The sequence below is a fragment of the Chryseobacterium amylolyticum genome (assembly GCF_051011775.1).
In the GTDB taxonomy this organism is placed as follows: domain Bacteria; phylum Bacteroidota; class Bacteroidia; order Flavobacteriales; family Weeksellaceae; genus Chryseobacterium.
On the sequence record NZ_JBPCHX010000012.1, the window covers coordinates 1 to 20,323 of the forward strand.

10 protein-coding genes are annotated in these 20,323 nt (G+C 38.4%); 2 read left to right on the forward strand and 8 right to left on the reverse strand.

What is annotated here, in order from left to right:
* The first annotated feature begins 2,355 nt into the window (after window positions 1-2,355).
* Together ACR1PO_RS22225 and ACR1PO_RS22230 are read left to right on the forward strand one after the other, a co-directional pair.
* Complete coding sequence (locus tag ACR1PO_RS22225; RefSeq protein WP_433988208.1) at window positions 2,356-5,253, forward strand: SusC/RagA family TonB-linked outer membrane protein; 2,898 nt, start codon at window positions 2,356-2,358, stop codon at window positions 5,251-5,253.
* Between the two features lie 15 nt (window positions 5,254-5,268).
* Complete coding sequence (locus ACR1PO_RS22230) at window positions 5,269-7,164, forward strand: SusD/RagB family nutrient-binding outer membrane lipoprotein (protein WP_433988209.1); 1,896 nt, start codon at window positions 5,269-5,271, stop codon at window positions 7,162-7,164.
* A 134-nt stretch (window positions 7,165-7,298) separates the two neighbouring features.
* Here the strand turns inward: ACR1PO_RS22230 and ACR1PO_RS22235 are convergent, their stop codons facing one another.
* The 8 genes from ACR1PO_RS22235 to ACR1PO_RS22270 all read right to left on the reverse strand — a co-directional run bounded on the left by ACR1PO_RS22235 (window position 7,299) and on the right by ACR1PO_RS22270 (window position 19,925).
* Complete coding sequence (locus ACR1PO_RS22235) at window positions 7,299-7,865, reverse strand: hypothetical protein (RefSeq protein ID WP_332385575.1); 567 nt, start codon at window positions 7,863-7,865, stop codon at window positions 7,299-7,301.
* Between the two features lie 7 nt (window positions 7,866-7,872).
* The gene (locus tag ACR1PO_RS22240) at window positions 7,873-8,400 is read right to left on the reverse strand and encodes a hypothetical protein (protein WP_332385576.1); all 528 of its coding nucleotides are present in this window, start codon (window positions 8,398-8,400) and stop codon (window positions 7,873-7,875) included.
* Entirely contained in the window at window positions 8,397-11,150 is a 2,754-nt protein-coding gene (locus ACR1PO_RS22245) for a COG1470 family protein (RefSeq protein ID WP_433988210.1), read from the reverse strand. Before ACR1PO_RS22245 ends, ACR1PO_RS22240 begins: the two co-directional genes overlap by 4 nt.
* The gene (locus tag ACR1PO_RS22250) at window positions 11,143-11,943 is read right to left on the reverse strand and encodes a WxL protein host-binding domain-containing protein (protein ID WP_332385580.1); all 801 of its coding nucleotides are present in this window, start codon (window positions 11,941-11,943) and stop codon (window positions 11,143-11,145) included. The genes ACR1PO_RS22245 and ACR1PO_RS22250 overlap by 8 nt, the downstream gene beginning before the upstream one ends.
* Window positions 11,944-12,043: 100 nt before the next feature.
* Window positions 12,044-12,622 (reverse strand): hypothetical protein, encoded by a 579-nt coding sequence (locus ACR1PO_RS22255; protein WP_332385581.1) that lies wholly within the window; start codon window positions 12,620-12,622, stop codon window positions 12,044-12,046.
* 174 nt (window positions 12,623-12,796) lie between these two features.
* Entirely contained in the window at window positions 12,797-15,142 is a 2,346-nt protein-coding gene (locus ACR1PO_RS22260; RefSeq protein ID WP_433988211.1) for a phosphocholine-specific phospholipase C, read from the reverse strand.
* Window positions 15,143-15,225: 83 nt separating this feature from the next.
* Window positions 15,226-16,746: a SusD/RagB family nutrient-binding outer membrane lipoprotein gene (locus ACR1PO_RS22265; protein ID WP_332385583.1), complete on the reverse strand. Its 1,521-nt coding sequence runs from the start codon at window positions 16,744-16,746 to the stop codon at window positions 15,226-15,228.
* Window positions 16,747-16,766: 20 nt separating this feature from the next.
* Entirely contained in the window at window positions 16,767-19,925 is a 3,159-nt protein-coding gene (locus ACR1PO_RS22270) for a SusC/RagA family TonB-linked outer membrane protein (RefSeq protein WP_433988212.1), read from the reverse strand.
* Window positions 19,926-20,323 lie beyond the last annotated feature (398 nt).

Genomic DNA, 20,323 nt, shown 5'->3' on the forward strand with positions numbered 1-20,323 from the left:
ATAAAGGATTTTTTTTGCTTTATACCCAAGACAGGCTTAAGCTATGAGTAATGAGTAATGAGTAATGAGTAATAATTGATGAATGATAAACGATACACCAATCACTCATTATTTATCATTCATCATTCATCATTTATCATTCATCGTTTATCCCACATTGTCACTCCGCAGGAGTCTAAACAATGGATTTACATTTGAAATTATAGTTCATTATAAATCTTAAGCATCCAAAGCCTTTATAACCATTCAACTCTGGGACCCTGAAGCTCTGATAGCTAAGCCTGGATTCCTGCGAATGACACAATTGTAACAGGGGTAAGGCCATTGAAACAGAGGGTATTTATAACTTACGGTGTATAACTCTTTATTAGTTCCATCCCAAACCCCAGAAATCCATACCCCGGAACCCATATCCCGAACCCCGGTTCCGATCATTTATAACTAATCATTCATCGTTTATCATTTACCACTCATCACATACCCCCTTGTCACTCCGCAGGAGTCTAAACAAACCATTTTACATTTGAAATTATAGTTCATTATAAATCTTCAACATCCAAAGCCTTTATAACCATTCAACTCTGGGACCCTGAAGCTCTGATAACTAAGTCTGGATTCCTGCGGAATGACATAATTGGAACAGGATTAAGACCATTGAAACAGAGGGTATTTATAACTCATGGTGTATAACTCTTTATTACTTCCATCCCAAATCTCAGAAGCACATACCACGGAACCCGTATCCCGAGTCTTGTAACATCATTCATCATTGATCTCTTATCAGTAATGATGTACTGCTGTCACTATTACCGTTTATCATTCCCTCCCCGTTGTCACTCCGCAGGAGTCTAAACAATGCATTTTACATTTGAAATTATAGTTCATTATAAATCTTAAGCATCCAAAGCCTTTGACTGTTCAACTCTGGGACCCTGAAGCTCCGATAACTAAGTCTGGATTCCTGCGAATGACATAATTGGAACAGGATTAAGACCATTGAGACAGAAGCATTATAACCCACGGTTTATAACTTTATAATTTATGGTATGGCTTAAAACTCAGAAGCACATACTACAGAACCCGTATCCCGAACCCCGGTTCCGATCATTTATAACTCATCATTCATCGTTTATCATTTACCACTCATCACATCCCCCCTTGTCACTCCGCAGGAGTCTAAACAATGCATTTACATTTGAAATTATAGTTCATTATAAATCTTCAACATCCAAAGCCTTTGACCACTCAACTTTAGGACCTTGAAGCTCTGATAACTAAGCCTGGATTCCTGCGGAATGACATAAGTGGAACAAGGGTAAGATCATTGAGACAGAAGCATTATAACCCATGTTTTATAACTCTTTATTAGTTCCATCCCAAACCCCAGAAATCCATACCCCCGAACCCGTATCCCGAACCCCGGTTCCGATCATTTATAACTAATCATTCATCGTTTATCATTTACCACTCATCACATACCCCCTTGTCACTCCGCAGGAGTCTAAACAATGCATTTTACATTTGAAATTATAGTTCATTATAAATCTTCAACATCCAAAGCCTTTGACCACTCAACTTTGGGACCTTGAAGCTCTGATAACTAAGTCTGGATTCCTGCGGAATGACATTATTGGAACAGGGTTAAGACCATTGAGACAGAAGCATTATAACCCACGGTTTACAACTTTATAATTTATGGTATGGCTTAAATCCCAGAAGCACGTACATACCACAGAACCCGTATCCCGAACCCCGGTTCCCATCATTAATAACTTATCATTCATCGTTTATCATTTACCACTCATCACATACCCCCTTGTCACTCTGCAGGAGTCTAAACAAGCCACTTTACATTTGAAATTATAGCTCATTATAAATCTTAAGCATTCAGAGCCTTTGACTGTTCAACTCTGGGACCCTGAAGCTCTGATAACTAAGTCTGGATTCCTGCGGAATGACATAGTCGGAAGTATTAGATTACTATGTAAATTGATCATTCTTAATCGGGATCTGACAACTCAAGATTTACGCTGAGTACTTAATGATCATTTATAACATATCCAACTGTCACTCCGCAGGAGTTTAAGTAAATCCATTATTTTCTTTAACTCAATTCCCACAAAGTACCAGATTTAGACTATAGCCCATTTAACTTCAATTTTACTTAATTATTTAAGTATCAAAAGCTTTATACTCATATTAATGATTTAATATGTTATGATTAACAAGCTTTGGTTGCTTTTATTAATGTATTTAGCATAAATAATTAATGATTGTATATTAATTTAATGAGAATTACGTTTATTTGTTGAAATATCTTGTGATATTGTTAAATATATACCAAATCTAATTTTTATGAAAAAAACCATTTTTAAGGTTGGACTGCTCCAATCCTTATTCTTTTTCGGTGGATTGTATGCACAAAGTGATTCAACTAAAGCGTCAAAGATTGATGAAGTAGTTGTTACAGCTTATGGGGTAAAAAAAGAAAAAAAAGCACTTGGATATTCTTTCCAGGATGTGAAAGGCCAAACCCTTGTCGATGCAAAAGAAAATAACATAACCAATGCATTAGTAGGAAAAGTTGCCGGAATGCAGGTTATTAAAGGAGGTTTTGGACCTGGTTCTTCTTCCAAAATTAATCTCCGGGGGTTTAATTCTTTTACAGGAGACAATCAGCCTCTTATTGTGGTAGATGGAGTCCCGTTAAGTAATAGCTTAGGGGCAAAGGTTAAGCAGAATGGAAAAGACTCTAATAACGATTTCTGGAATCCGGATCTTGATATGGGTAATGGTTTAAGTGATATCAATCCGGACGACATTGAAAGCCTTTCCGTTTTAAAAGGTGGTGCTGCTTCTGCTCTTTATGGTTCCAGAGGTGGAAACGGTGTGATTTTGATTACAACCAAAACCGGTAAAAGAAAAGGAGGATTAGGAATTACATATTCTACAAGCTTAGGCTTTGAAAATATTTTTATGAAACCTGATTTGCAGCATAATTTCGCCCAGGGAAGTAATGGTTTACCCAATCCACAAGGGGTTGATAATACAACTTCTTGGGGACCTGCCTTTGAAGGATCAAGTATGACGGTCCATGATAACTTAAAAAACTTTTTTAAGACAGGAACTACCGCACAGCATACATTGAGCTTTCAGGAGACCTTAGGCGAAGGGTCAAGCTTGTACACTTCTGCTAATTATTTAAACAGTAACAGCCAGATTCCCAACTCAAAATATGAGAGGTTCAATTTTATGGCAAAAATGAATGCTAATTTTGGAGCTAATAAAAGATGGACTACTGAGGTGAAAGCCCAGTATATGAGTGTTAAAGGTACAAACAGACCTTCTGCAGGGCAAGGTGATGGAAATTACTACCCAAGAATCCTTCTGATGCCTCAAAATGTTGATGTAAGAGATTATCGTGAGGGGCAGATGCAAAATGGAGTGACATCTCGCTGGATAACCTCCAATGGAATTAATCCCTATTGGACGGCTTATAATGCATTGAACGCTGATAAAAAAGACAGGTTTTTATTAAACGGTTATCTTAAATATCAATTTAATAACTGGTTGAGCGCTGATGTAAGATTAGGAACGGATTTTTATTCTTTAAATACTGATGCACGTGTTTGGACAGGATCTGGCCGTAATAATTCTTACTCTACTGGTCAGGAAAAGTTTTATGAGAATAACTATATCATAAGTCTTAATGCTAAAAAAGATAATATTGCTGGTAAATGGGGAGGATCGCTTTCTGTTTATGGACAGATGATGGAAAGCAGGGATAAGGCATTATATTTTTCCACGCAGAATCTTATCATTGCCAATGTTTTCAGCACATCTAATACGAGTGATCTTGCTTCTGTTACGACGACTGAAGTTGATATGTGGAAAAAAATTAATTCAGTATTTGCGGCTGCTGAAATTAATTATGACGGATATTGGTTTCTGAATGCTACGGCAAGAAATGATTGGTCTTCTACTTTAAGTATTAATAACAGGTCTTATTTTTATTCTTCCGTCAGTACTTCATTAGTTTTGACAGATATGCTGAAGAAAATAAATGGTACAACTTTAAATGCCTTAACATTTGCTAAGCTTCGCGCGGCCTACGCAGTCGTAGGAAACTCTTTACCGCCTCAAAGCTTGTACAATACATATCTCGCTTCCACTGATCCAAACGGACATATTGTACTTGCAAGAAATAAGATACTTTTTAATCCGGATTTGCATGCGGAAAAGCTTAAAACTTTTGAAGTCGGGGCAGATATGAAGTTTTTTGACAGAGTATCTCTGGATATAAGTTATTTTAATAATAATGCTACCGATCAGCTTATAGCTATTCCGATAAATCCACTTTCCGGATATGAAAGAATGATGATTAATTCAGGAGGACTGCATAATAAAGGGTTTGAATTCGTAATGAATACGGATATCTTTAAGAAGGAAAGTTTTGTGTGGAATGTCAATGCCAACTTTTCAACTCTAAAAAGTAACATCGATAAAATTGATGGAATTGTTTCAAAATATCCTTTATCAGGTTTTGATAACGTTGCTTTCTTCGCAGAAGTAGGAAAGCCTTACGGGGCCATTTATGGAACAAAATTCCTGAGAGTAGAAGATGCCAGCAGTCCTTATTACGGAAAATTGATTGTGGATCAAAACGGATTACCACAGGCAACTCCTGATCAATATTATCTGGGAGATCAAACCCCAAGAGCTTTGTTTGGTTTTACAAACAGCTTTGTTTATAAAAATATTGGACTTTCATTTTTAATTGACGGAAGAATCGGAGGTAAATTTTTCTCTGCAACGCAAGCTGCATTACAAGCGAATGGGCTTGCCGCAGACACTGCACCCGGAGGAAAACGTGATAATATGATCTTGGATGCCGTAGTGGAGGGAAATGGCGGTTATACAGCAAATACTAAAGAAATTACTCAACAGGATTATTGGGGAGCTGTAACCGCTGGAAATTTAGGAATTACAGAGCAAAACATTTATGATGCTACCAATATTCGTTTAAGAAATATTCAGCTGACCTATAATTTTCCTAAAAGTATTTTCCAAAAACTAGCCTTACAGAGTGCTAAAGTAGCTTTTACGGCAAATAACGTATGGATGATCTACAGTAAAGCCAAAGGAATTGATCCGGAATCCGTATTCGCAATTAACTCTAATGCTACAGGATTTGAAAACCTTGCTTTTCCTACTTCAAGATCTTATTTATTTACAATCACTTTAGGCTTTTAATTAACAACTGAAACAATGAAAAAATATATCTTATCATTTTTTACGATTGGTTTACTATGTACTTCATGCAATGACTTTGAAGACATCAATAATAACCCGTTTGCTGTAGATACTAATAAGGCAGAACCTGAATATTTATTAAATAACTCAATTCTCGGTGCCCAGCAAGATCCTAATATTGCAGAACGTGTTTTTGTTTTATACTGGAAAACGGCAGCAAGACAGCATTTGACAACCGGAATTGCAGGTGGAACTTACGACGATTCCTGGACTTCCGAATATTGGAAATACATTTCAGACTGGCTGAATAATGCGAATGCGGCCATTCAGTTGGCTAATGAAAAAAAGGCGGCCGGACAGGGAAAACCTTATTATGATAATGTCATTCAGGTTTCCAGAATTTGGAGAGCTTATTTAATGAGTGAATTTTCGGATAATTTCGGACCACAACCTATTCAGGCTTTTCAGGGAACGAATCCTACTTTTAATTCTGAAAAAGAAGTGTATTATTTTATTTTGGAAGAATTGAAAGATGCAGTCGCAAAAATGGACACAACGCAGGGAGTACCATCAAATGCTAATGCTTATGATATGGTTTATGGGTTTAACTGGACTCAGTGGGTAAAGTATGCCAACTCTATGAGGATGAGAATTGCCATGAGAATCGCCGAAGTAGATCCTTCAAAAGCAAAAACAGAATTTGAAGCAGCGGCTAATTCAAATATGTTTATCGCTTCAAGTGCAGATAACTTTAAAGTTGCTGAAAAACCGGGATGGGATGCCTTAACAGGTGTAATGTCCAGAGAATGGAACTCTCAAATTTTATCAGCAACCCTTAATAATTTATACATTGGGCTAGGAGGGGTAAATTCTACAGACCAATTACCAGCGGCTCAACATACACAGGTAAAGGCACCTGATTATATTGGTATAAAATATGATCAGCAGTTCACTACAATGACCAATGACCCAAGTGCAGGATATTGGTTGGACGGATTACCCAATAAAATCGATCCGAGAGCATATAAAACATTCTATATTCCGGGTGATCTTACAAGCCCGGTTTACTCATTATATCCGACTTATACCAATCAGGCAACTACCAACCACGGAGATCTTACGTTTGAAGATAATTCTAAAATAACAATAAATACCGTAAATACCTGGAATGCCTATACCATTGGAAATTGGGGAGTAAAAGGACAGAGAAACGGCTTGAGAAATGTAGTAGGATGTATGCCGGCTTTAGGTAAGCAGTACAGGGAAAGTAAGAATGCAAGAATATTTTTTGCCAGCTGGGAAACCTATTTCCTTTTGGCGGAAGCTGCATTAAAAGGCTGGACAGTTCCAATGAGTGATGAAGCTGCATATAATAAAGGAATTCAGGAAAGTTTTGTTTATAATGGAGTTTCACAATTCTATGGTCAATATATTACTTCAACGGATTATAACCGTGACGGTACTTCTGTTTCTTACAGCCATATTACAGAACCGGGAGTGAGCCATACGATGAAATATAAAGACCCCGTAACCGGGAACTTAGTTTCTGTTGAAATTAAATATCCTGTAAATACCATTTATAAGAATGGATCGGTAAAGAATGATAAACTGACAAAAATTATTACCCAGAAATATATTGCCAATATGCCTTGGTTGCCGTTAGAATCCTGGAATGATCAGAGAAGACTTGGGCTGCCGTTTTTTGAAAACCCAGCCATCGAAACTCCATTGCCAAACCTGCCTAATCTGAACTCAGGAAACTATATGACGAATTCTATTCAGAATTTCCCTCAGAGATTAAGATATCCAAGTACTTTCAGAAATACTGATCAGTCTGGATATGATAAAGCTGTACAATTACTTGGCGGCACAGATGCTGTACTGACCCCTCTTTGGTGGGCCAAACATTAATTAAAGTTTAAATACTAAAAACAATCCTTTTCTGATTTTGAAAGGGATTGTTTTTTTTGATACAAAATTAACTGAATATCCCTTTAAATGGATTATTCAATTAATTATGATAAGTATGGACTGACTTTGGAGTTTTAATTGGCTCCAATTGTGAAAACTACTTGTGTACTGTATGCAGCAGCAGGAATTGTCACGGAAACGCCGCCTATCTCCAGCTGTACATTAATACCGGAATAATCTACACTGTTACTGAGTCCTAGTACTCCACTGAAAGTTATTGTGGAAAGTGTTGCGGCAGTAGCTTGCGGTATTTCTATATAATTAGCCGTTCCGCCATTAATTGTAGCGCTACACAATACACAAAGACCGTTGATTGTTGCTGTACCTCCACTTCTTTTTGCATAAAGTTTCAGAGAGCTGTTCCAGGAAGTGGGAACATGCTGCATGCTGATTCTGGCTCCGGAGCTTGTAAGAAGGTTCAGAAAAGATCCGGGTAAATGGCCTGATAATGTTAGCAGGCTGGGATTATCATAAGTTCCGGCATAATTAGTTCCGGCTTCCGTAATAGTAGGTACAGTTGCAGTCCAGCTGGTGCCCGTAATATTTATGGTTTGCCCTTTAAGAATGTTTCCCGTTATTAAAATAATAAGGTATAGATATCTTTTCAGGGACGGTTTTATGATGGGATTTTTAGTGTTCATTTTCGGTTTACTCTGTGATGGTGTAGGTGATGACAATAGCCGTATTTGCCTGTGCCACTAAATTAGCATAGGTATTTGTAGCCAGTGAAATGGTGAGTGCATGTCCGTTATTGGCACCATTCCCTGTATAAGCTCCTCCAATACCACTAATGATTGTGACAGGAGTAGTGGTAAGGATCACCTGGCCTGATGATGTTCCCAATGTTCCTCCACCGGCTCCGGATGCTGCTGCAGCCTGAAGTCTTATATTGACTCCTGCTATTACTTTATTTACTGAGGCTGTAATTCTTCTGGTAAGTCCGCCGGGAGTAATGGCAGACGTATAGTTGACCCATTTTGACGTATTGGGAGTTGGGGTTCCAAGCGCATTTCCTGCCTCGGTAGGAGCCGTAAAATTCAGCGTAATACTTCCTGCGGGTTCAATATCCATTAAAGTTACTACGGGCAATGTAAGGCTGACAGTAGTACTTGCGGTCTGGGAATACATGGAGCCAGATACAATAAATGCTATTATTAATAGTATGGAACGAATCATTTTTTCTTTTTTATTTCATTATATCCTACTTTCAGGGATTCCTGCTGATATTTGATTTCTAACTGATGCTTGACAACATTGATGGTTATTTTCTTTGTTTCCGAAGGTTTTAATGTAAACATAAATTTGTCTGTAGATATTTTATAGCGCTTATCCAGTCCGTTACGGTAAACTTTAACAGTCCAGTCTCCCGGCCGGAGATAAGTGAAATCAAACTCTTCCCCTATATAGCATACTTTACGGAAAGCCTGGTCGTTATTGCTGGCTTCTACAATAATACTTTCTCTTTTTTTCTTTCCTTTTCCTGATTGCAGCTGTTCAATATCTGCCTGATCCTTTTCTCCTGTTTCCAGGAACCTCACGTATCCCTGAATATGGGCTGCAGCTGTTATTCCGAAATTAAAAATATTCTCCTTATTCACGAGTGAAAGGGCGGCTGGAAATGTCTGGGTGGGGATGTCATTGATTTCTGTGGTTGAACGGTCTATTTCAAGGAAATAATTACCAGGAATAACATTTTTAAACATATAATTTCCATCCTTATCCGTAACAGACAGATAACTTCCAAGCATTAATCTGATTCCATCTGTCTTTTTAACCCCGAGATTGGCAACATTGCCCGACAGCGAAGTATACTCAGCAGTTTTTTGCACCGGAATATTGGGACGCCATGTATAACGCATCGAAAATATAAAATCTTTATCCCCGATTTCTCCTCTTTGCAATGAATATCTTCCAGAAAGATCAAGTTCGTTTCCCGGAAATAATTGCTGGTGAAAAAGAAGCTCAAAAAGATTCCTGTCTTTAAAATATTCCTCCGGCATATAATTGTTCTGATAAAAAAGGCTTAAACTGGTCTTATCAGAGAATCGGCTAAATATCCTTGCTCCATAATAAAGGTTTTTTTGATTCTGAAGCTGATATCTTGAGCTGATGGCATAACTCCCGAAAATGTTAAAAGAGGTTCTGAATTTTTGGAAGGAAAGATTGGCAGAATAGAAACTGGAATTACCGCTGAAACCTGTCAGGTAATTATCCGTTTTACCAAACTGCCCATCAAGGTTGATCTGGAACACTCCGATCTGCTGATTGATACTTACTTTGAAATAACGCTCATAATAGTCAAACTGTTTGGGCTCCAGGCGGTCTTTATACGTTTGATGGCCATTATTAAGTGTAATAAAACCGTTGGGCAGATATCTGTACTGTATGCCATATTGGAAATACTTTCTGTAGGGTGCAGCCAGCAACAGGGTATCCCGTTGGAAGTTTTTTGCATCCTGCATATAATTGGCAAATACACTGATTTTTTTTGTGATATTGTAATACACATTTCCATTAAAGGTATTCGTATTGGTAAAATATCCGGCAAAATCCGGGCTGGCTCTCATGTATATCAAGCTTCCGTTTAACTTCTTGAAAACGGCTTCTGCCTGAAGCAAATAAGCCGTTCCGTCTGTTTTCTGCGTTGTACTGTACGCTAATTCTCCGGACAGGTTGATGTTTTTCGAAATTTTAAATTTTCCTTTTGTGTAGGGGAGATGAGCATCAGAATCAAGTCTTACCTCTCCATACCTGATTTCTTCCTTTCTTGGTGTTTTAAAGAGATAACCTACAGAAATTTCAGACTCTTTCCGGATCCTGAAGGCTGAATAGATATTCAATTCATCTTTTATATCTCTGAAGAATCTGGGATGATTATAAAATCCGCCAAAGCTTACTTTATTAAAATCATACCGGATTTCTGCCCCGCGCCCGTATCTTGCAAACTCTGTGAGATAGGATGAAGAATAGGTTTTATCACCGAGATGAAGAAAAAAATTGTTTCGTTGATAATTCACAAAATATTCCTCATATTGGGTAAAAGTGTTAAGTTCAACAGGATTATGTGTGACAGCCCTGAATTCGACCTGATTTTTATTGTCTTTATCAAGAGTCCCCTTGCCATAGATTTCGCCCTGAAAACCATCATGATAAATTCCCATATTCTGCATCCCGATAAAGGATAAAGAAAAAGCAACCGGCAGCCTGTGATAAATATCCTTTTCAGAGGGTTTTACCGATATAACCTGTGTGCTTGAATAGTAATCCTGGCTTTCTTTTGGATTGGCAGCCGGATGTACCGAAAGATTTAGGTTCTGAAATTCATTTTGAATGAGATCCGGGCTTGTGGCTTTGTGAATGCTGATCATTTTTGATTCATTAGGAGCCAGTATGAGCGATGACTCATGGTCAACAACTGCATTTTTACTTTCCAGCGCAATGCTTTCGGTTACATTACCATTATTTTTTAAAAGGAAAGAGGCCTTAATGGTTTCTCCGGCTCTTACAAACTCAGGGGAATCCAGAATGGTGACCAAAAGATTCCTGTTTCCGGAAACTGTGATTTCCGAAGTCTTTGTAAAAGATATTCCGTTGTTACGATCAACAATATTCAGTGTTACAGAATAGGAACCTTGTCCTGTTTCTGCACCGATACGTAATGGAACCAGATATGCTGATGTTTCATAAGGGGCAAGCTGAAATTCCCCTTTAGCTAAAATAGGATGTATAGACGAACTTGATGTGCTGACTGAAATATCATAAGTCCTGCTTTCTGCTGAATTATTTTCTAATGTAAAGGGAATAGAAGTGGACATTCCCGGCATTAAACTATCTTTTTTACTGGTCAATCGGTTGGATTGCTGCTGAGAAAAAATAAATGCCGGGAATGATAATATGATAATAAATAATGTCCAGGTTCTAATCATTTTTTACTTCTAATTCCACATTCAGCGCAAATGCATTTTCCTCTTCATCTGTGGCTATTATAGCGGCTCTGTATTTATCCGGTGGTACGGTATTGATATCAATGTAAAATGTTTTGGAAGTATTTGGTAACAGTCCCATCGTTAAACTTGAGTATGTTCCCACTTTTTCACCTGTCTTACGGTTATAGATTTCAATGGCTGCCGTCGGTTTACAATACAGATTGCCATTATTGGCAATTGCGATCTTTACGGTTTTCTTTCCTTCTTGTTTTTCTACTTTTACACTTTCAAATTTAAGGTCCGGTTTGGCCTTTTCAGTTTCAATATCTGTAATGACCTGAATGGCATATCGTATAACAGAAGTAATACTTACACCAGGCTTTTTGTCGCTGGGCTTTATCTCCTCTACCGGTTCTACCATGATAACGCTCCAATAACTTCCCGGATCCATGGCCTCATTGGGAACAGTTATTTCATAAAATACCTCAGTCTTTTCCTTACCTTTCAAAGTAACCAGATTGGTATTGAGTTTCAGCCACTCCCCGTTACTGCGTTTATTGGTATGTAATGCCGTATAGTTGATCGTTCCGTCAGCATGGTAGGTGTAATCCTGTAAAAATATTTTTACACTCTGAGGATTGCTGCCTGTATTTTCAATGGCAATTTTCCCTTTATAAACCTTTCCGTTTTCTATTTTGTAAGAATGCGTAAGCCCGTTGAGAATCACAATGCCGGCATGTAAAAAGCAGAACTGCAAAATCAGGGTGATCAAAATAAGAATACGCTTTATCATATATAAAGTTTGGAGTTAAATCATAGTAATACAAAACCAGGAAGAAACTGATAACAACTTCTCCTTGTTTTTGAATGAAAAATAGAATCTTGTTTAAATTCTAATTATCTGATATTGTATAGGTAACGGTAGCTACTACAGTGGCTGTTGCCTGTAAATCTGCGTAGGCTGCTACTCCTCCGGGGCCGCTTCCTGCAGCAAGCGCATAGGTAAGATTGTGGCCGTTGTTGGCACCATTCCCTGTATAAGCACTTCCAATCCCGGAAATAATAGTCTGGTCAGCCGCACTTAAGGTCAGCAGACCTGCAGATGTTCCTAACGTTCCTGCACCTGCTCCGGTAGCAGCAGCAGCAGTTACGTGGATATCAACTCCCGGAATGATAGCGTTCATTTTTACACTTACATTACGGGTAGGGTCTGCAACAGATTTAATGGAAGAATAATTAAGCCATAAAGTAGTGTTGGCCGCAGCAGGAATAATAGGATTTCCTGCTTCTGTAGGCGCTGTAAAGCCAAGAGTAATGTTTTTTGTGGCAGCTGGCTCAATATCTACCAGGGCCACTTCAGGAATAGAAACTGTGACTGTATGGGTATCTGTATTGGTATCCTGTGCGCTCAGATTCCCTGATAGAGCAAGCGTAAATAAAGACGCTGCAATAGTTAAATTTAGTTTTTTCATGACACTGTTAATTAGTTAAGTGAAGATAAGAAAATTCAGTATACGGTGAAAAAAATATACCACATTTTTTATATGAGTATTTATTTGTCATATGTAATGCATTATAGTTGTGAAATAACTCAAAAAAAACCTGTACAAATTTGTACAGGTTTTTATTACTATTATAAGCCTTTTTTAAGCCCAGTGCGGATCGGAAACGGAAACTTTTCCGGTTTCTATTCTTCCGGCAAAATGCCACAGGTGATCGTTTAATTTGACTTTCAGATCATACCAGCCTTTATATTTATCAAGATCGATAATAATTTTTTCTTCCGTTTTTTGTACAGCAATGGATTTCTTCGTTTTTCTGTACAGATCTTCCAGGATTATAGAAATATTTTTCTTTTGATGAGTTCTGATGGTCAGTTCAATCTGATTTTTTGAAGTTGTATTGGTCAAAATAACCTCTGTTTCCGGAATATTATCTCCTTTAAACTTCCTGAAAAAGCCATTGGGACCGAAAATTTCGTAATCATATGCTCCTGAATGTACAGCATGGGATAGTGTCTGTCTGGAATATAAGGCATATGAAAAATGATAACTGCTATTGTTGAATTGAGTCCTGTCATACACCAAAAGCGGAACTCCATTCTCTTTTAAATTGGACATTTTGATCTTTTTCCCTTCCAAATTGACATGGAAATGATAAGGTAAAGGATTGGATGGTTTCAAACCTCTTTCCTGAATATCAAGTAAATTCTCATTCAGTTCATTTTCAGAATACCATTTCAGGTTGGGTACCGGCTTATTTTTGGCAGCATTGATGGTTTTGGCGTAATCTTTCTGATTCAGATAATCCATCCGCGGAGCTTTTACACTGGAAGAATTAAACGCAGAGGTAAGATCTCCGCATACCGCTCTTCTCCAGTCACTGATATTCTCAACATGAACATTCTTATTGAATTTTTTCATGATGAATTTCTCCAGGAATTGTAATACCGAAGTGTGGTCTGATACTTCGGAATTAACAAAACCGCCCTTTGTCCATGGGGAAGCAATGATCATGGGAACCCTGTAGCCCAATCCTACGGTTCCTTCAATTTTTTCATAATTTTTTAAAGAGGAATCGGACATATATTCCTGGGACCTGTCTACATATTCTGCACCTTCTTTTCCGTTCATATCAACGGGCTGGCTTGGATTCATCGGAGGGGCGAAAGGCAGTACATGATCAAAGTAGCCGTCGTTTTCATCATAATTGATGATAAATATTGTTTTTTTCCAGGTTTCAGGATCTTTGGTCAAAATATTCAGAACCTCGGAAATATACCATGCTCCATACCACGGTGATCCCGGATGGTCAGAAAAATGTTCGGGTGCCACCAGCCATGAAACCAGCGGAAGCTTTTTCTCTTCCACATCTTTACGGAACTGGAATAATACATCACCTTCAGGAACTACAAGCCTTTCTCCGTTTTCATCTTTTCCTATTTCCAGCTTCCAGTAATCAGGATCATTTATATTGGTGGTGAAAGCTTTTTCGTGAAGGTTTTTCTCTTCTTCTGAAAGTTTTGAATAATTATCAGGATGGTATTTTACCTGGTCTTCCTGAACTTCAGCCAGCATAGCTTCCAGCCGTTTTTTCTGATCAGGATTTTTTTCAATTTCCTTTTTCAGATAGGTTATGATATTGGGGATGTTTTCATAATATCCTTTCGAAAACTTAACATTGAATTTTGAAAACCATTCAATCGGGTTATCGGTAAAATTACTCAGCCAGGCTTCCTGCTCGCCGGACATTCCTTTTGGAAGACTGATTTCATTCTGGTAAATTCTCCACGAAACATTCTGCTGTTCCAGAATCTCCGGGAAGGTTTTCCATTTGGCCTGTCTCGCTTTATCGTAATCAATATTTTCATTGACAACATTGGCTTTCACTTTTCCGTTTTGCTGTTCTCTCAATGTACCCGACCAAAGGAATAATCTGTTAGGAGTAGTCCCGGTAAGGGAAGAACAGAAATACTGGTCGAATATGGTAAATGCATCAGCCAGCTGATAATAAAACGGAAGGTCCTCACGGTTGTAATAGCCTAATGTCAGCGGAATATTTTTATAATCTTTATTGCCTGAAGCTTTGGCCTGAAGCCACTGGTCAAATTTTCCTTTGTTAAGCGCTTTTTGCTGATCTGCCCATGAATGAGGCAGAGAGCTCATCCAGGTAGATTTCGTATTTCTTAAATCCAGACGGGCGGGAGATGCATATTTCCCTTCGTCATTCTTTTGAAAGAAAACAGAATGTCCATCCTGCTTTACAAAAGCTCTTTTATCTAAAAAGCCCCTTACTCCTTTAAGAGCACCAAAAGCATGGTCAAAAGAACGGTTCTCCTGCATCAGGATTACGACATGTTCTGCATCATAAAATGTAGACTGGGCAGCCGGATCAATGGCTAAAGCTTTTAAAATGGAAGGATGCAGTACGCCTGAAGTTCCTAAACCTGCTAATAAAAGACTTGATTTCTCTAAAAATTCTCTTCTGTTCATGTTCAATCGTAATAAGAAAGAAACCGCAAGTTAATAGGATTTTCCTGCGGTTTCTTCGTTTTTATATAAAAATAATCAGATTTTTATTGTAACCACCATGGTTTGGAGTTGATATTATCATTACCTCCGTACTGAGCGTTTAAAGCAGCTTTTAGATTATTGCTGTTATAATTGTATTCAGATTGCGGGTATCTGAACCTGAAAGGTGCAGCAACTCCGGACTTTAACGGATAATTCGGATAGCCTGTTCTTAAATAATCATAATAAGAAGTCCACTGCGCCTGATGGAACATAGTCATGTATTTTTGAGTCATGATCTTTTCCAGCTGTGTCTGTAAAGGATCGGCGTCATTATAAACGACTAAAGGCGTTGTAAGGTACTGATTCACATCAAAACCTGAGAAATATTGTCCCGGATTTTTTACATACGTCTGATAAAAACTGAAACTGGCTTTGATCGCATTATCATAATGTGTTTTTGCAGATCCGGAAATCCAGCCTCTTGCCGCAGCCTCGGCCAGGATAAACTCAAGTTCTGAATAGCTTAATACAGAAGCAGGTTCATTGGTAGGATCTTTATAGAAGCGGTCGTTTACTTTGGAAATATTTTTAGCAGTGATCAGAGCCGCATTGTCAGAATACGGCGAAGTAGGATTTCCACCGTTATAAGCTGTATAATCTGTGATTGCTTTTCCGGCTTCTTTTGCTCCCGTAGTCTGTGCTGCAAAAGTAAACAAACGCGGGTCATGTCTGTCTTTGAACATATTGATGAAATAATCTGCCATATACAAACTGGAGCCGTATCCGCTGTTATTAAACATCGTGTACCTGCTGTCTGCGGCATCAGCAAACTTAAGTTCGCCGTTATCCGCAATGGAGGTCATAAGAGACTGGCTTCCTGCAATGGATGCAAATTCTGAAGCGATATTATAGCTTCCTACCGTTGTTTTTTTAGATAAAGTGATCAGAATTTTCAGACGGAAGGAGTTGATCAGTTTTTTCCACTTTAAGGCATCTCCGTTGTATACAATATCCCCCTCAATTTTGTCGCTGGTATTAATAAGATCATTGGCTTCTTTCAACTCTGATAAAATTCCGGCCATGATCGCTTCCTGTGTGTCATATTTAGGCTGTGTGATTCCGGATTCACCTTTGGCTGCCTCAGAATAGGGGGCACTTCCCACTTTTAAGCTGATGTTGAAAAAATGATAGGCTCTCAGAAATTTCCCGATGGCCAGATAATTTTTATTTCCTCTTTTCTCTGCTTCCTGCATCATTTTTCCTGTATTCAGGAGTCCTTTGGTATACACTTCAAAAGAGGTGTCATTCCATTTCATATACTGATAAGAATTCTCGCCGTCGGTACCGATCATCATTCTTGAAGCATACATATTATCTCCATTGACCTGAAATGTATATTTTTCCACATAGGTTAGAAGATATTTAGGCTCAATGCTGGCCTGGTCATTAGGATTTTCATTGATGGTGTCAAGGTTGGATTCGCATGAAGCCAATGTCAGAAGTCCTGCAGCAACTATAGACCTCATCAGCCATTTTGCCGTTTTACCTTTTTGTCCTTTTATATTCTTTATGGTATTTTTCATTGTCTTGATGTACTTTTTAGTTAAAACTTAAGATTAAAACCGATTCCGAACCATCTGCTGGATGGGTCCTGGATATCATTAGCGATATCTCCGCTTCTGCCTGACCTGATCTGGAAATCCGGATCGGAGTAAAGGTTCTTGGATTTTTTCCACATCGCCAGATTGTAGGCAGAAATATTGGCAGTAAAGCCTTTTACCATTCCTTTCGGGTTTAGTAACGAAGAAAAGTCATATTCCAGGACTACAGATCTGAGCTTAACGAAAGTCCTGTCGAAAACGTTGGCAAATTCTTCGCTTTCATCCTGTGTTACTCTTGCCTGGTATGGATAATTCTGTGCCCAGTCCTGGAAGCTGATTGCTTTTGTATGCGGAGTATAAAGGCCTGTCGCAGGATTGTAATTTACCCCATCCGGTACAAAATAATACGTTCCCGGATTTGCATACTCAAGATCTCTGTACGCTACAGAATTAGGATGTTTTCCTCCCCACCACATCTTTTCAACAACCTGCGATCTCATGACACCGCCGATGCTGCCATCGATTCCTATATTTAAAGTAAACTTCTTGTATTTAAAGGTGTTATTAAAACCAAAAGTCCAGTCCGGATTGAAATGTCCTAAGTTCGTTGGGGCATTAGCTCTTGTTGGCATTCCTGTATTGGCATCAAGAATGACTTTTCCGTCCGGAGACTTTTGCCATGTATAGTCATAATAGCTGTCCATTCTTTCACCCAACTTAATATTTTGATAGTTGGGCATATTATCATAAATGGAAGTCAGCTTTTGTTCATAAGTACTCCAGTTGATTAAGGTTTTCCAGCTGAAATCAGCTGTTTTTACCGGAACCATACCAAGAGTAATTTCAAAACCTTTCGTGGTATACTCATTCCCGTTTACATATTGTGAAGTGAAGCCTGAGGATTCAGCTGCCGGGAACTGGAGAATATTATTATAATCCAATGTTCTGAAATAAGTGGCATCCAGGGTAATTCTGTTATTCAGGAAACCTGCACTTAACCCTAATTCATATGATTTTGTCTGTTCCGGCTTCAAAGAGTTTTCTACGTTCAGGGTTGTTGGATAATAATACGTAGGATTTCCATTGAATGTGATTCCCTGGTTATTCAGATAATAATTCCTGATCGCATAAGGCTGGAAATCATACGCTACTTTGGCCCATGAAGCGGAAAGCTTTAACATATTGATGGACTCCGGCATTTTTACCAGGTTTGAAATAACCGCACTTACGGATGCAGAAGGGTAGAAGTAAGACCTGTTGGCTTTAGGAAGTGTGGATGACCAGTCATTACGCCCTGAGATATTAATGAAGAAAGCGTTGTACAATCCGATATCAATTGTAGAATAAGCACTGTAAATCAGCTTTTCCTTCAGGTAGGTATAATTTTTCAGTGCTCCGATAGAGTTTTCAAAGGTGTATACTTCAGGAATTTTCAATCCGTCCGTAGACCTTTCATTATTGTTGTTTTTATAATAGAAAGCAGAACCTCCGGCATTGATGGTGAAATCAAAGTTATCAGATATTTTTTTCTTGTAAGTTGCCAGGATATCGTAGTTAAGGTTCCATGTTTTATTATCTTTCAGAATGTAGCCGCCACTTCTCGGTGCACTGTAATTGAAATAGGAATAAGGGCTCAATATTTCCGTTTTGCTGTGGTTTTCCACAATGGATATTTTTCCTTTTACCGAAAGATCCTGAGTAGCTTTATACTCTAAACCTGTCTGTGCATTGATGATATTCGTTCTGTTCTGATTTTTATAATACTCAGCTCCGAACCATGGGTTATTGTACCATGCGTAGTTCCAGTTGGCCTGTGCTCTTCCTTCTTTTCCTGGGATCCACATATGATTTTTAAGCGCTTTGCCGTCTACATCACCTCCCATCCAGATCAGGATGGTGTACATGTGCCCGCTTGGGTTGTAATCGTAGTTGGGAATGTTAGGGGTGAAGGCCTGGTTGAAGTTGAATTTTGTATCAAAGATTAATTTTTCACCAAGATGGTTTTCAGAAGAGAAGTTGATTCCGTATTTCTGAAGATAAGAATTCGGGACCCTGTCATCATAATTCATGAAATTCCCGGAGAACCTGTAGACGTCCTTGTTATTTCTGTAGCTGATAGCAAAGTTATTATTGTTGATAACCGCAGGTTTTAAAAAAGTATTTAAGTTATCATGGTATTTCCAGTCGATCGGAACTCTTTCATACCTTGATTTATCATCATACTGGGTTCCTGTTACAGCTCCGTACCACGGAACGACCTGGCCTGTTACTTTATCCCTGATCGGACTGTTCCACTGGGCAATCTGCAACCCGGGAACAAACTTTGGACCCCAGATCATATCTCCGTCATTAACTCCCCCGTCAGCCCCATCCCAGAATTCATATTTCCCATGAGAACCGTTACCATATTCGGTCTGAGTTTTCGGGAGATTGGTAAACCCTCCTGTGATCATCGTATTTTGGGAGAATTCAACAGAGAATCCCTTCTTCTTCGCATTTTTTGTGGTGATCAAAACGGCTCCGTAGCGGCCTCTTGATCCATATAAGGCAGAAGCTGTAGCACCTTTCAGAACGTTAATATTTTCAATATTGTTGGGATCTAAATTCTGGAAGACCTCTTTTTCCACAATGACACCGTCAATAACAAAAATAAGATTGGAATTTCCTCTCAGCGTAAACTGTGGAGCCTGCTGCATTCCTGTTGGATTGGAAACATTCAGACCTGCAACCTGTCCGGAGAATAAATTCCCGATACTTGGTGTGGTAATCGTTTCAAATTGCTTTGTTCCCACTTCCTGAGTGGCATAACCAATCTTTTCTTTTTTCTTGGCAATACCCAAAGCGGTAATAACGACTCCTTCAATCTGCTTTTCGTTCGGCTTTTTTAAAACAACGGAATACTGTTTTTTGGAAGAAACCTCAACGGTATAAACAGAAAAGTCAGGAGCAAAGAATTCAAGAATATCTTTGGGATTTGCAGAAATGGTGAAATTACCGTTTTCATCAGTCGTTGCGGTCTTTCCTGTATTTTTGTCGGTGATATTCACACCGGAAACACTGGAACCGTTTTCTGATTTTACATTTCCGGTAATATTGATTTCCTGGGCAGAAAAATAAAGAGGAAGTAAAAAAACGGCAAAAGTGGCTAGAGTTTTCTTCATTTTTTTGAAGACAAATTTAGCAGGGCACTGTTACCTGTATTTTAATGATGTATTAAAATAAAAATACGATTTAATATTTTTTAACAGGAAGAATTAATAGAAAGGTAAAATTGAAAATGCCCTTTGTACAAGGGATTTTGCTTTATTATATATTATTATAAGGTAGGAAGCTGGGAGAGGGAGGCAGGAAGTTATTGCGGTGTTGTCAAGTCCTTGAAGCCCTCAGTAATAAGTTTTTGAAGAAAATCTTTCTATAGAAATAACAGGATAGTAAAACAGTGACTTCGATAACTTCCGGCCTCCAGCTTCCCTCTTCCTTTCTATTTCTAAAACCTGCTCAGAATTCCCCAGTGGATTTTTGTATCATTAAACTTAAAAGGACTTTCCAATTCATTACC